A 15,213-nucleotide genomic window follows, 5' to 3' on the forward strand; every position below is an offset into this window, starting at 1 on the left:
CCCTAATTTATCTCAGTCGGAAAAGAGTAAGACAATCCGACCCAGCTCCTGAACCTTTCATTATTAGAACCACTGATCTCGTTATGCGACCAATTAACACTCATACCGCAATATGCCTTCCAGTCCTCTTCAAAAACCCAGTTCACAATCGCCTGAGAGAAGATACCCTTGGCTTTATGTTTGCTTCCGCCACTCTTTCCGTCAGACTCATTCATCCAGTATGTGTTTATATTGTCCAAGGTTAAATATTCAGAAAACTTATAGCGAAAAAACAACTCCGCCTGGTCATAAATTTCATTCTCACCATATCGTCCGGGACGGACAGTCCTTTCAATGGCCGGAACAACGCTGAAAACTTCCTGACGATATCCCAACTCAAACCGGAACTGATAGATGAAGTTAATATCATCTCCTTTTGTTGTTTGGCTTGAATAATTGGAAAAAGTCAATCCCGGACCACCCTTGAAAGAAAGTTTCAACGCTTCTGTAAACTGGTGGTCAATGCCCAGCACCGCCTGAAACGAAGTCTGGTCACTCCTGAAATCATCCATTTCGCGGCTGAAATGGGTAAAGGTATTCATCTCACCCAAATACAAAGTAGTCCGCTCATTATCTAATGCATGTCCCCACATAAAATTTAAAACATTAGTAATATAGTCAGAATCAGCTTTACGCTCATAGTCTGTTTTATCAATGTAATTGGTGATCGTAAGATTATCCCTTTCGCCCATTCGCCAATTAATTGTAGGAGTTAAAGATGTTTTCAATATAATTGAGGGATCAAGATCCACACCGCCTGCTTCATATGTATTCTGATCGAGGTTATGATAACGCTTGTGGACAAGTTCAAGCCCACCTTCCAGGCTGGGAGCAAACTGGTATTTACCGGAAAGCTGTACATTGTAATCATACCTGTCCAATTCACTATGATTAAGATAATCGCGATACAAAAACTCACCCCTGAAATTAAACTTGAAATCCTCGTCAAGGATGTCCAATTTCAAGGCCGGAGTAATTTCAGTAACCATATCAGCAAACTTTTTGTAATCCACATTACTGTCATACATCTCACGCAAACGAAGGGTAGGCTTAATCTTAACCACCTTGCCGGAAAGACCTGCCGCACGCTTGGGTGTGGTAAAAAAACTATCATCACCGGAAGCTATAGCCTCCTTCTCACGGGCATTTTCAGAAGGGACAAGTGATACGGACGGAGCCTCAATGCGCTCCTGAGCTTCAGCCCTTTCTTCCTTCAGGGAACTTCCGGCAAATTCAGTCGAGACAGAATCAGACTGTCTCTCCGCTACCGACACATTTTCCGCTGAAAGCAGAGTAGGCTCCCCTGCTTGAATACTCATCGCTGACACGGGAACAGCGGCTTCGCGCTTACGCACAACATCATCAGTAACAGAAGCTCTGAACTCTGTGCCACCATCTTGAACAGGTTCAAAAGGCTCAGCCTTCAATGTCACCTCATTAACAGGACGCTTAAGGTCGGCCACAAAAATTGCCGATCCTGTCTCCGCCTTGCCGGACCAACTTTCAAGGGGTTGAATCACAGGAATCCGCACCCGCCAGGAGACACCGCCTTCTCCTGCGAGAACAACGCAGACCGGCACCAGCACAAGGCTGAATGCCGCAGCGCGTAAGATTCTGCGAAACGATCCTGACATCCGACTCCCCTGTTAAACACGATTAGAGCAAGCATATTCTAAGGCACGATAACGGTATCGCCGTGTTTTAAAAGAATATTCTGCTTCAAATTCTCACCCTCAGCTAATTCGTCATAGTCAAAGTGAAAAACCATTTGGGAACCGTCCTTATTCCTGCGAACAACAAGAATATTGCCGCTCTCCGCAAAAGGACTCAAGCCCCCGGACATTGCCAGAGCCTGAACTACAGTTATATCCTGCCCCATCACGAGGACCTTGGGATTATTCACTTTTCCCATGACATAAACCTTGGGAGCCTCAACCTTGCGCAAAATAACTGTTACCGGGGCATCGGGAACAAACTCGGCAATACGTTTTTTAACCTTCTCGCGCAGTTCATTCACAGTCAGCCCCCCGGCCTTCAAATCCCCGGCAAGAGGAAACGATACACCGCCATCCGGCCTGACAACAACTTCTCTGGCAAGCTCTTCATCCCCCCAGACCGAAATTTCAACAACATCTTCAGGGCCAAGCCTGTATTCATCATTTACAGTCAATTGGGCAGAGACTCCCAGAGGGGACAATGCAAAAAAAGCGGCAAGAAGACATAAAGCAAAGAATTTCAAGCTGTTCACAACTCCTCCTCATAAAACACAAAATGCTTATTTAATGAATTTAGACCGTTAGGTCATTTTTCGGACATGAGTATTTACTGTCGCCAGGCAAACTTATAGACGGTCTTCAAAATAACCTTCAAATCCATAAGCACTGACCAGTTCTGCAAATATTCAATATCAAAGGATATGCGTTTTTTCATATCCTCATCACTTTTAATCTCACCTCTATAACCGTTTACCTGCGCCAGTCCGGTTATCCCCGGCTTGGATATATGGCGGAGCATGTATCCGGGAATATGCTTGCGGTAATCTTCATTCATTTTAACCGCATGCGGGCGTGGCCCGACAATGGACATGGACCCGGCAAGTACATTTAAAAATTGTGGAAGTTCGTCAAGACTGTTTTTACGCAGAAACATTCCGAACCGGGTAATACGAGGATCACTATCCGTAGCCGGGGTAAAGGTATAACCGTTTTCCAGCACCTTCATGGTTCTAAACTTATATATCTGGAAAGGCTCACCTTCTAACCCGTAACGCCATTGCTTAAAAAAGACAGGCCCCTTTGAGGTCATTTTTATACCCAACGCAATAAAGAGCATAAAAGGTGAAATTAAAAATAAAATCAAACCAGAGACGATCAAATCCTCCATACGCTTCACAAATCCGTTCATCCCTTCAAAAGGAGACGTCCGCAGCACAATTGCAGTCTGTCCGGCCACATGGGCCACATCACCACCCATCAGATGCTTAAAAATGGACATATCCGGAAAAAAATAAATCTGGGCCGTAGTATCTTCCAGCCCCTGCAAAAGAGTATTGAGCATAGCCTCATCACGCATAGGCAAAGCCACAAAAACAATCTGGATATGATTTTCATTTACATATCGCGGCAAATCTTCCAATGCCCCGGCACACGGCTTTGAATCTTTACAGCCCGAATCAGCAGAATCAAAAAAAGCCATAATCCTGATTCCAGCCCACGGATTATCATTTACCCACTCATCAAGGGCATTACCCAGCTTACCGCACCCGGCCACAACAGCCTTCCTGCTGGCTACATTTTCGATAAAGAAACCGGAAACAACCTTACGGATAAAAACACGCTCAAGACAAAGCACAGCAGGCCACAAAACCATCGCCGCAAGGATGACGCGTCTAGAATAAATACTGGAGACCTTAAAAGCGTACCCAAGAAGCAACAATCCGCCGAAGACTAAAAACACAGCTACAAGTATACGATTACATTCCTGAACAAGATCAGATCCGGCCCAATCCTTATAAACTCCGGCAATGTGAAAAGAAACCAGGGCCAGTGCCGCTGTTACAGCAGCCAAAAGAGCAATATGAGTCGGACGGGAGGAAAAGGAGGCTGGAGAAAGAAGATCATAAAGGGCGAGTAAAATCGCAATACCTGCCCCAACATCCACAATTCTGTGCAACGACTCAAGTATGTGCGGAGAGAGATGTATCTTCCTGTCCATTATTCCTCCTCGCTAAAGAAAAAAAACTAACAAACTAATTCACTAAAATTATAGCAAAAAAAATGGGGGTTGCATAACTATGCAACCCCCATATTTTTTCTTTATAAATTTTTAATGTATTTTTAAATCAAAGCCTTTCAAGCAAATTAACAGCTTCTTTACGCTCAGGAAAATCATCCTTACTTTTCAGAAGCTTATTAAGTATCTTTTTCGCTTCATCATTTTTGCCCTCACGATAGTAAACCAACGCTTTATGAAACAGGGCCGCTGAAAATTCAGGCAAAACCTGCAAAGCTGAGTTCAATACATGCAAAGCCTGCTCATACTCACCATTCAGATAAAGTACATAGCCGAGGGTATCAAGGGCTTCCGGACTCTGGCTGCTTGCTGCAACCCGGGCCAGCTTGAGAGCCTGCCCCATATGATCTCCGCTATCTGAAAACTTGGTTGCCAGCAGATAGGCAAGATTGTTAGCCGCAAGTTGAAATCCGGGATGCTGTTCCAGAAGTTTTGAGTAAACGTCCCTTGATTTATCATACTTCCCGCTCTGCTCGTAAAGAAGACCCAGAATAAACTGCGGTCCGGGACTGACGCTATCTTTCTCCACCTCTTTCTTGAATTTAGCAATACCCTCTTTAAGCTTCTTGTTGCTCACATACAGGTCACCAATGCGCAGATAGGGCAGCATCCATTCCGGCGCAAGGGTGACCGCTCTGGAATAATTGGTCTCAGCTGCCTTGAAATTCCCTCTTGCACTGAAAACACGACCGAGAAGTTCATAAATTCTCGCGTTGTCAGGAAATTTCTGAAGCAGCTTTTCACAAAATTTTGTAGCGGCAGTATATTTATTCTGAAGGATAAATATATCCACTTTCCCCTGAATCGCGGCCAATGAGTCAGGTGCGATCTTAAGGGCAGCGGTATAATGTTTTTCCGCCAGCGAATCCTTACCCTGTGAACGGGCCAGTTCGGCCATTTTCATCTGCCCCACAGGGGAATCAGGAAATTTTTTAGCCAAATCGGAAAAAGTCCGATTGGCAAGGTTCTTGTCACCTTTGATGGCATACACATCACCGATTGCAGCCACAATCTGAATATCATCAGGCCTTTTTTCCCTAAGTCGCTGCAATTCAAGAATAGCCTGATGCCAGTCCTTACGGTCAAGATAAGTATTGATCAGCACTTCCCTTGCCGGAGCATACCCCGGATCAAGAGCTATGGCTTCTTTCAGGTTTTCAATGGCTATACTGGCTTCATCGTTAATCAGATGTGCCCGAGCAAGAAGGACATAAGCTGGCGCACTTTCAGGGTTATCCCTGACCACCTGCCGGAATTCTGAAACAGCCATATTGCCACGCCCTTCAAAAAGATAAATTTGACCGCGCAAATAATGGGCCTCAGCATCCTTAGGGTTCAATTCAATTACATTATCCAGCTGTTCAATAGCCTTTTTCGGCTCATTCATATCCAAGAACATGGTAGCCAACTGCTTACGGTAAACAACATGATCGGCACTCTCGGCCCCTTCCGGGTCGAGAGCCACACCATCCAATAAAATCTTCACTGCTTCTTCCTGCCGCCCCTGCGACATGAAAAGCCCCGCAAGAGAACTCCTTATGGGCAATGAAGTTTCATCAAGGGCCAATCCTTCCTTAAGAATCTTTTCGGTTTCAACAAATTTTTTCTGAGAATTAAGAACCCTTGAATATAGAACCCTGTACTCCGCTTCCTCGGGATGTTTACGCACAACTTCGGCCATTAACTCCGAGGCTTTGGCAACATCTCCCATAGAGGAATAAAATTCTGCTGCAAAAACATCGGTCCGGGGATCTCCGCTGCTGTTTTGCAAAAGCTTGTCCACATACTCCAAAGCCTTTTCAGTTTGTTTATTGCTGCGGTAAAACGCAACAATCTTCATCATCAAAGAATTGTCACGAGGAAGACGGCTAAGCCCCTCAAGCAAGGCTCCCTCTGCCTTTTTCAATTTATCCTGCCGAGCATAAATACTGCTCCTGGAAAGATATACATCAGGGTTCCCCGGATCCTCATTCAAGGCGATTTCAAGCATTTTTTCTGCTTCGACAAACTTCCTGTTTTCAGCAAGAACAGAAGCAAGCACCAACCGAGCCTCAATATTAGAAGCGTCCAGATTAAGGGCCTTACGGGCCACATCCCCGGCATCATCATATTCGCGGGCCAGCAGATAAAGTTTGCTCAGCTCCACCTTTGCATCCACCAGAGCGGGATCAAGATCAGTAGCATACCTGAAGTTGATAAACGCTCCTTGAAAATTGCCTTTTTCCAAAGCTATTTTTYCAAGCAGAAGACGGCATGGCGCACATTCGGGAKCAATGGRAAGAGCATTTTTTATTTCAAGCCCGGCTTCGACGTACAGTCCTTTATTGTAGTACTCTACAGCCTTCTGGTAAAAATCGTCACGCCGCTTTTCACAGCCGCCTAGTAGGCAGATAGATATAATTATCAGGAACACTGCAAGAAAATTCTTTCGCATTGATTTCCCCGTATTTATAAATTCAATTCAGAGACTCTATTCAGGAATATAAGGTTTGAGCCTTGTTGAAAAGTTTTTAATGAAATTATCTAAAACCTTCTGACCATGTTCAACGCTTTCGCCATCCTCCAGCAGCAACTCAACCCGGACGAGAGAACCGTCCGTCCGCTGCCGGGTAACGGAATCAACAGCCAGATAAACCTTATTCATATATTCATCAGTTATCACTCTGCCCCGCTGCTGAAACCAGTAAAATGCCAGCAACCTCTGCCCCGGCTTATCAAGAAGCAGCCTGCGGACTTTGAATGGTCGGCCTGATTGCGGATCAGCAGGAAGATCACGGGAGGAAGCAAGACTCCAACCACCACCGCCCAGCAGACAACTGACCGGGTTATGGGCTGCCCGCTGCGGTTCCTGATAATCATAGTAGGTAACCAGAACCAGTATGTCGCGCCCTGACTGTTTGCCGCTGAAAACACCGGCAAGATAATCATCAGAGCCAAGCGACCTAAGAACATTCTCATCATAATATTCTCTTTTCCCGCTATAATCACCGATCTGCAAAGGAAAATGATCAAAACTTATCCGCTCCGGAACAACCCTGCCGGTAAGCAGATATTGATTTCCGGCAAAAAACAGCCCCAAAACCGCAGCCATTATAAAAATATGCAAAGCTCTCCCGGTGGGGGGGCCATAATATCCGGGCCGGGAATCCGCCCGCTGCTCCGCCTTTCTACCGCCCAACAGATTCAGCAGCAGACTCCATGTGGCAAGCACAACAATTGAAAGCAGGTAAATCACAATACCGGAAGCATCGTGAAAAAAACTCTCAGCTGTCTCCACGGAAACATTGCGGGCCAGATAGCCCACAATTGCAATGCGCAATGCATTAGTAAAAATAGCAGTGGGCACGGTGGACAGGATAACTAAAACCCGCTGCCATGTGCGGGAATTAAACCAGTAGCCCATAAGAATACCCAGAAGAATCGTGGGAAAGACATAACGCAAGCCGCTGCATGCATCAACGACATGGAGCTGAATAACCCCCAGATCAATGACATTACCTTCCCTGAATACAGGAATATCAATGAACTGCATTATGCGCACAGAAATATCGGATGAAATAAGGCGTAACTCAAAAGTAAGTGTACGGTTGATAAAAGGCGGCGGCGGCACGGCAAACGCAAGCACAAGCAAAGGAAAGAAAAAGGCTTTCATAGACCGCCAGCCGTAAACAAAAAGGACCAGCGCGACTACACACAGCCACATGGAAACAAAAACCAACGCGTCCACAGCCGCGGCCTTCCCCAGAAAAAACAATAAACCGCCCAGCAACAGGACAAGGTAACCGGAGCCGGACGAAGGGGTAAGGACCTTTGGAAGTAAATCTTTGCGTTGCCAAGCCACATATATGGCAAGTGGGACGACCAGCCAGCAATATGAATAATCGTCTGTATTCCACCGTCTTAAAAGAGGAGGAAAAGAATCCCAGTACAACGCGACCCATGCTGCCACAACGGAAATAAAAGATAGAACAGCTGCCACTTATAATTCTCCCCGGAGCAAGAAATTCCGCAAGACCTACAAAACAACTAGATACAAAAAGAAGTAACAGAAAAATAGCTGATCAGGAATATCAAACCTGCTGAAATAAAAAACTTAGTAAAATTTTCTCTACAACAACAATTACCGCCGATTCGAATTTATAAACGTCCCCTGCCTTCAATTATCCGGTCGGCTTCATCTTTCACAGCTTCCAATTTCTGCTGCCTGCGGACTTTATGTTCCGGCAGTTCAATATAAGCCAGCACGGCATAGAACATCTGCCCCAGCCCGAAACGGGTCACATAACTGTTGCTGACAAAGTTCATGAAGGTAACGGTCAAAAACAGGGCAAGAAAGACATACCGCTCCTTGCCCTCAAGTAATCGTATTTTTTGGAAAAGGCAGAATTGAAAAGCTACAAACAGAAAAAAACCGATAATCCCTGTCTGGGTAAGCACATCGAGAAAGTCATTATGGCTGTTCCACATATCACCGACCTGTTTTCTCGACTTGATATGGGTGCTGATGTTCCCGACACCTACCCCGGCCAGGATACCGTCCAACGGCTGAGCAGCAAATTCCTCAATATTATGCATCCATATGGTGGGCCGTCCCGAACCGAACTGTGATTTATCCGGGCCTTTGGCGGCATCAACCATATCAAAGAAAATAGTATATAATACAGCGGCGGAAAGCACCAGTAGCACTCCCATTATCCCGGTAAGAAGAGCCAGAAGTTTCTTATTACCCCTGAACAGATAGTAGTACACAAAACAGATAAAACCCAAAAAGCAGGTCCGCACATAACTTTTATAAAGACAGTAAAGGGCGAATATACTTATCATTAATGAAAAAACAAAAAACAGCCTTTGTTTAGGCAATGGGACAAGATCCTCGTATTTTGCGCAGATAACCGCATAAATAACAAGAAGCATGAGATACAATGACATGCAATGCCCAAGATTATGGGGATTAGTATACACACCGCAGAAACGGGCAAGGTTATTCCAGAATAATACAGTATACAACCCTTTCCCCTGCACAATAAGAAAGGTACTGCCAAGGATAGGAATAGCATATCCGATAAGCATGAACTTTATAAAGCGGGAATAATCCTTAATACTGGTAATAACATTCTTCAGTACAAAATAAGTAATAAATGGAAGAACAAATTTTGCTGCATCTTTAATGTGGGAGCGGTCAAAATAAAGCAGGTAAATAAACAGAACCCAGATCACAAATGAAAACAGAAAAAAATCAACAATGGATATATTTACCGTCTTTGCAGCAATAGCACGCAGAATAAAAGCAATGATCAAAATCCCGGTAGCAAAAATAGCAAAGACCTCGGTAACATTAAGACCGAAGACCAACCATCCGATATCCACAAACATGACCGGACGGAAAAAAAAGAACATGAACAATAATGTAGTCATGCTACTCCACCGTTTTGCATTTGAGAATTCAGCAGTTCATAAAAAGCCAGAATTTTTTCAGTAACTGTGCGGGAATCAAAATGTTCACGGGCATAGCTTCGGGCAAATTCAGACATTCCCCCCCTTAGACCGGGGTCATCAATCAACCCGGAAACAGCCCCGGCTATAGCCTCGGCACTTACCTCATCGAGAAGCACAGCAGTTTGCCCCGGCTTTACGACATCCTTAATGCCCCCCACACCTGTGACCACAGGCACAAGACCGACAGACATAGCCTCCAACAACGAAACCGGACACCCCTCCGATTTGGACGGAAGCAAAAAAACACACGATTGTGCCAAGGTACTGCTTTTTGCCTCATCACGAATATAGCCGGGAAAAAATGCATTTTTAAGTTTAAGGGAGGCACTCTTTTCCATCAGCCGTTCCCGCTCGGGTCCATCTCCGGCCATAACTAATTTCAGACCTTCATACTTACCGCTCAACAAAGAAAAAGCCTCAAGCAATTCATCTGCGCCCTTACCTTTGATCATACGGGAGAGAAACAGCAGTGATTTTCCATCATCTTTACATGAACAGGAATCAGGGACACTCCCCATGTCCACCATGGTACTGACAACCTGCACCTTGGAGCGATCAATTCCTGCACGGCTCAAGCTTTCCCTGAACTCTTCAGACAATACAACCACCATTCCGGCCCTATTCAAAATCAGGCGAAATATTCGCGAAAAAACAGTCCCGCCGACTATGCGTTCGAAGAACTGCTGATCCCAGCCGTGAAAAAAAACAAGAATCCTGCCCGAATATCCGAACATAAAAAAAACAGTAATAAGCACGGATTCCTTGAGCACAGAGAGAATATTCATGGACGGATTCATATGGATTACATCAAACCGATTAAAACACAGAAACCATGAATAATAAAAATAGTCGGCCAAAATCCTCAAATAACGGATCAATCCAGTCTGATTAAGCCTGCGCCCAAAAGGCACGGCAGTTACATTCACCCTGCCTCTAAGCTCACGCAGCAAAAGTTTCACGGTTTCAACGACTCCGCCCATGTGGCGCAGATCAGTGGAAACAATCAGCAAGCGCATTAATCCTCCATCCTCTTTCGTTTTTTCTTTAAATACACCAGCTAACGCCACTATTCCAGTCAATTATGAATTAAGGCCGATTATGCTCGATCAATATCCCAGTCCCTTCCTCCTGCAACAATTCTTAAACACATTGTAACAACGCAGTAACAACCGACGGCAGATTGAGCGTAGGTTTTTCATACCGTTTATTAGAACAAACTCTCACACGACCAACAAGTTACGCGCTATCATCACCGGGGATACACATGTTACAATTATTAAAGAAAAAAGCTGCCGATTTATACGAGACCGGCGAAGAAAGTTTGAACATTCTGGAAGGACCGGGCATAGGGAGTCTCATTCAGAATGCAGGCCGGCTCAACATACTCTATTTCGCAATTCAGGACTTCCCGACCCTCTCCGCCATGTACGGCCCGGAATGGGCAGACCACCTGGAAGAAAGAATACATTCCACCATAACAGAAGAAGGGAAAACAACACTACAACACAATGATTTTCACATCTTTTCATTCAATGCCGGAGAATTCTTCCTGCTTGACCCCACAGATATAATGAACCGATTCTCTTTGCAGGAACTGGCCTATCAATTCAAGGTAAACACTGAAAATAAGGTAAAAAGCGAGCAGATCGGACGCATCGGAAACACGGTCACCATAAACAGCGGGTACTCATCATTTCATGCCCAGCATTCAAATAACAAACTATGGTCAAACTTTCTTTCATCCATTGGCGAAGCACGTCTTGAAGCCCAGAAGAACGTAGACATATCCAAGCTGGAATTAAGCAATGAATTCAATGAAATCTTAAGCGATTCTGATATCCGCTGCCACTACCAGCCCATTGTGAACCTGAACGATAAATCCATCCACGGCTGGGAGGCCCTTGCAAGAGGGCCGCAAAACTCACCCTTTCGCTCCCCTCTAACCCTTTTCGACATGGCTGAACAACTCGGCAAATTGTTTCAGCTGGAAAAAATATGCCGCGAAGCAGCTATCAGAACATTCGGGGATCACAGCCCCCAGCACAAACTTTTTCTCAACATTCATCCCAGAACTATTGTCGACCCCAATTTCACCACCGGGGAAACAAAAAGGTTGCTGGATAAATGGGGTCTCAAACCCGGAAATATTGTCTTTGAAATTACCGAACGCCACAGCGTAAAGGACTTCAAAACCTTCCGCAAAACATTGGATCATTACCGCAACCAAGGTTATCTGGTTGCCATAGATGATGCCGGAACAGGTTATTCCGGCCTGACTTCCATTGCTGAAATCAAACCCGATTACATCAAAATGGACAAATCATTTGTCAAGAATATTGAAACCAACCAAGTCAACCGGGCTTTGATCGACACTTTCACCGACTTTGCGGAAAAAATCGGCGGCAAGCTGATCGTGGAAGGAGTGGAAACACAGGCACAAGCCCTGACACTGATCGACATGGGCGTACATCTGGGTCAGGGATATTTTTTTGCCCGGCCACAAAGAAATAAACCACAACTCAGTGCGGAATCTCTGACCCTGCGCCGGACCTCCGATCTAATTGCTAATACCGTAACATATGGAATTCCGGTAAAAAATCTGGTCAACAAAGTTGAGTCAGTTGAATCAGACATTCCGGTTCCCATGGTGCAGCAGATATTCAAGGAAACCAACACGCTGAACAGCATCGTGGTAGTAAAGAACAACTTTCCCTGCGGACTGGTCATGGAATACAACCTGAACAAACACCTTTCCGGCAAATACGGAGTTGCCCTCTACTCCAACAAACCCATAGCATCGGTAATGGATGACGGACCACTAATTGTAGACCTTGAAACCACAGTGGAAAAAGTTTCACAGCAGGCCATGGCCCGAGCCAGAAAACAAGCCTACGATGATGTAATTGTCACCTGGAAAGGACAGCTCATGGGTACGGTTTCAGTGCAGCGTCTTCTCGACACACTGGCCCACGCACAAGTGGAAATGGCTAAAGGAACAAACCCGCTCAGCGGTCTGCCCGGTAATCTCGACATTGAAAAAGAAATCGACCGGCGCATGAAGGCGAAAGAAAAGTACAGCATAATTTACGCTGATCTGGATAATTTCAAAGTCTACAACGACACCTACGGCTTCAAAAACGGGGACAAAATAATCCTTCAAATCAGCAAAATCATCTCATGGGCCGGCAAAAGACATGGAGCCAGCGGTGATTTCGTAGGCCATATCGGCGGGGATGATTTTGTTATGGTTACTGACCCCTCAAAAGCTGAACGCATCTGCAAGTCCATAACCCGTATATTCAAACGTCTGGTCAAGAACAACTACAATGAAACTGATGCGGGTAACGGCTGGATGGAAGGCAAAGGACGCGACGGCTCCATCTCCAGATTTCCACTGGTCTCAGTGTCCCTTGCAATCCTCGATTGTGAACCGGACCAGAATCTCATGGAAATAGGCGAACAGGCCGCATCTCTAAAAAAATGGGCCAAGTCCATCGAAGGCAACTGCTGGGTTCGGGAAAGAAGAAAAAAATAGCAGCAGCATACATGCTATTGCGATTTTTATTTCGGAAACCGTTCTACCACGCTAAATGCGAAGCATACTGAAAGGTTTTGAAAGGGATGGGGTCTGGGGAAGGGAAAACTTTTGCAAAAGTTTTCCCTTCCCCAGCCGCCGGAGGCATCTTAATTAAAATAAATTTTCGTCGAAAATCTGCTTGATACGATGGCGCAGGTTGGTAAACCGCTTGCCTGCGGTCACGTTATTGAGCCCGATATTAAAAGCACGTTTGCTGCCGATAAGCACAGCCAGCTTGCGGGCTCTGGTCAGCCCGGTATAGAGCAGATTGCGCTGCAAAAGCATGTAATGCTGCGAAACAATAGGCATAACCACTGCCGGATATTCGCTGCCCTGCGATTTATGCACACTGACTGCGTATGCGAGAGTCAATTCATCCAGCTCGGAAAGCTCGTAATGCACGATGTTACCGTCAAACTCGGCAGTAAGTTCGTTCTCTTCAGTATTAATATACATGACCCGGCCAAGATCGCCGTTGAATACTTCTTTGTCGTAATTGTTGCGCAGCTGCAAAACACGGTCGCCCACACGATATTCAACAAAACCGCGCTTAAGTCCCTTGCCGTTTCCGGGATTAAGTTTTTCCTGCAACACAGCATTCAACTTCTGGGTACCGACATCCCCTTTATGCATGGGAGTCAGCACCTGCACATCCGTCATGGGATCAAGGCCATACCGTTCAGGAATCCGCTCGCACACTGTCTGCACAATCATTTCCTGCACCTTTTGCGTAGACTCCTGCGGAATCCAGTAGAAGTCTGCCTCAGGTGCATCTGCCGGATGCGGCATGGGGAATTCCCCGTCATTGATGCGGTGAGCATTGACTACGATGTAGCTTTCCTGCGCCTGACGAAAAATATGATTCAGAACCGCACTCTGGACCTGTCCGCTTTGCAGCAAATCGGACAGAACGTTACCCGGCCCAACAGAAGGGAGCTGGTTAACATCACCCACAAAAATTACACGGCAGGTCAAAGGCACAGCGCGAAGCACCGCAAGACAAAGCTGGGCATCGAGCATGGAAGCTTCATCCACCACCAGCACATCGGCCTTGAGCTTCTGGTCTTCATTGTAATAAAAACCACCGTCTTCCGGGGTAAACTGCAACATGCGATGAATGGTGGAAGCCTGCCGCCCGGTAGCCTCGGAAAGTCGCTTGGCAGCACGTCCGGTGGGAGCGGCAAGTTTGACCTTCAGCCCCAGCTCTTTCAGGGTCATGACCACAGCGCGGGTGATGGTAGTCTTACCTGTGCCCGGTCCTCCGGTGATGATAAAAAATTTATTTACGCAGGCCTCAAAAACCGCTTCGCGCTGCTCATCTGAAAGCTCAAAACCAAGTTCGGATTCAACTTCGGGCAGGGCCTTTTCCACCTTTTCCCGGCTCACCGGGGAGGGATGGCTGACCAATCCGTGCAGCCGTTTACAAATCTCCCGCTCAAAACGATAGAAATGCATCAGGAAAACCGCTTCATCAATATCCTGTTCCGGCAGATTCTCCACCCGCACCCTTTTGCGTTCTTCCAGTGAATGAATACCTTCGCTGATCAATTCCAGATCAACACCGCCCAGCATCTTAGTCACATCCCCAATTAGCTTGTCTTTTGGGCGAAACATATGCCCGCCCCGCTCACTTACTGAAAACAGGGAATAAACAATTGCCGCCTCAATGCGCTGCGGAGAATCAGGAGCGAAACCGAGCTTAAGGGCCATAGTATCGGCGGTTTTAAAACCGATGCCCCGGATTTCATAAGCCAGTTCATAAGGATTTTCGCTAATTTTGGTGACCGACTGTGCGCCGTAGAGATTGAAAATTTTTGCAGCGTAGGTGGGCGGCACCTCATGGGTATGCAGAAAAACAATAAGGTTCTTGATTTCACGCTGGGATGACCACGATTCCTTGATCGCTTCCAGCTTCTTCTTGGAAATACCTTTGATCTTGAGCAGCTTTTCCGGTTCATCATCAAGAATGTCCAGCACTTCTATGCCAAAAGTCTTAACCATATCCGTGGCGATTGATTCACCAATGCCCTTAATGGAAGATGACTTCAAGAAACGGATAACCCCGGCCTCGGTTGCCGGGCGGATTCTTTCATAAAAATCGGCCTCGAACTGACGACCAAATTTGGGGTGCTGTTTCCAGCGTCCATGAAGTTCAACTGATTCACCGGGTGTGAGTGTGCCCAGAACTCCCACAACCGTGATCTGCATCGGTTCGTCCTTGGATGAAACACGGGCTACTATGTAACCGTTCTCTTCATTATGATAAACAACTGTCCGGACTTCACCTGTTAACGTATCTGACATTTGCC

9 protein-coding genes are annotated in these 15,213 nt (G+C 46.0%); 1 reads left to right on the forward strand and 8 read right to left on the reverse strand.

Annotated elements, in window-relative coordinates; genetic code table 11:
- Positions 1 to 2: 2 nt before the first annotated feature.
- The 7 genes from FMS18_RS03850 to FMS18_RS03880 form a co-directional block, all read right to left on the reverse strand.
- A complete protein-coding gene (locus FMS18_RS03850; protein WP_163292434.1) occupies positions 3 to 1,673 on the reverse strand; it encodes a hypothetical protein in 1,671 nt (556 codons plus the stop codon).
- A gap of 38 nt (positions 1,674 to 1,711) precedes the next feature.
- Complete coding sequence (locus FMS18_RS03855; protein WP_163292435.1) at positions 1,712 to 2,287, reverse strand: polysaccharide biosynthesis/export family protein; 576 nt, start codon at positions 2,285 to 2,287, stop codon at positions 1,712 to 1,714.
- A gap of 74 nt (positions 2,288 to 2,361) precedes the next feature.
- Positions 2,362 to 3,753 (reverse strand): undecaprenyl-phosphate glucose phosphotransferase, encoded by a 1,392-nt coding sequence (locus FMS18_RS03860; RefSeq protein WP_163292436.1) that lies wholly within the window; start codon positions 3,751 to 3,753, stop codon positions 2,362 to 2,364.
- A 127-nt stretch (positions 3,754 to 3,880) separates the two neighbouring features.
- Positions 3,881 to 6,265, reverse strand: a complete 2,385-nt coding sequence (locus tag FMS18_RS03865; protein WP_163292437.1) for a tetratricopeptide repeat protein — start codon at positions 6,263 to 6,265, stop codon at positions 3,881 to 3,883.
- Between the two features lie 36 nt (positions 6,266 to 6,301).
- Positions 6,302 to 7,810, reverse strand: a complete 1,509-nt coding sequence (gene xrtD, locus FMS18_RS03870; RefSeq protein WP_163292438.1) for a VPLPA-CTERM-specific exosortase XrtD — start codon at positions 7,808 to 7,810, stop codon at positions 6,302 to 6,304.
- Positions 7,811 to 7,968: 158 nt separating this feature from the next.
- On the reverse strand, positions 7,969 to 9,246 hold the full coding sequence (locus FMS18_RS03875; RefSeq protein ID WP_163292439.1) for an O-antigen ligase: 1,278 nt from the start codon (positions 9,244 to 9,246) through the stop codon (positions 7,969 to 7,971).
- A complete protein-coding gene (locus tag FMS18_RS03880) occupies positions 9,243 to 10,343 on the reverse strand; it encodes a glycosyltransferase family 4 protein (RefSeq protein ID WP_163292440.1) in 1,101 nt (366 codons plus the stop codon). Before FMS18_RS03880 ends, FMS18_RS03875 begins: the two co-directional genes overlap by 4 nt.
- Positions 10,344 to 10,591: 248 nt before the next feature.
- Between FMS18_RS03880 and FMS18_RS03885 the strand changes: the two genes are divergently transcribed.
- Positions 10,592 to 12,862 (forward strand): GGDEF domain-containing protein, encoded by a 2,271-nt coding sequence (locus FMS18_RS03885; RefSeq protein WP_163292441.1) that lies wholly within the window; start codon positions 10,592 to 10,594, stop codon positions 12,860 to 12,862.
- 153 nt (positions 12,863 to 13,015) lie between these two features.
- Here the strand turns inward: FMS18_RS03885 and FMS18_RS03890 are convergent, their stop codons facing one another.
- Positions 13,016 to 15,208: an ATP-dependent RecD-like DNA helicase gene (locus FMS18_RS03890; protein ID WP_163292442.1), complete on the reverse strand. Its 2,193-nt coding sequence runs from the start codon at positions 15,206 to 15,208 to the stop codon at positions 13,016 to 13,018.
- Positions 15,209 to 15,213: the final 5 nt, after the last annotated feature.

This window comes from Desulfovibrio sp. JC022 (assembly GCF_010470665.1).
In the GTDB taxonomy this organism is placed as follows: Bacteria; Desulfobacterota; Desulfovibrionia; order Desulfovibrionales; family Desulfovibrionaceae; genus Maridesulfovibrio.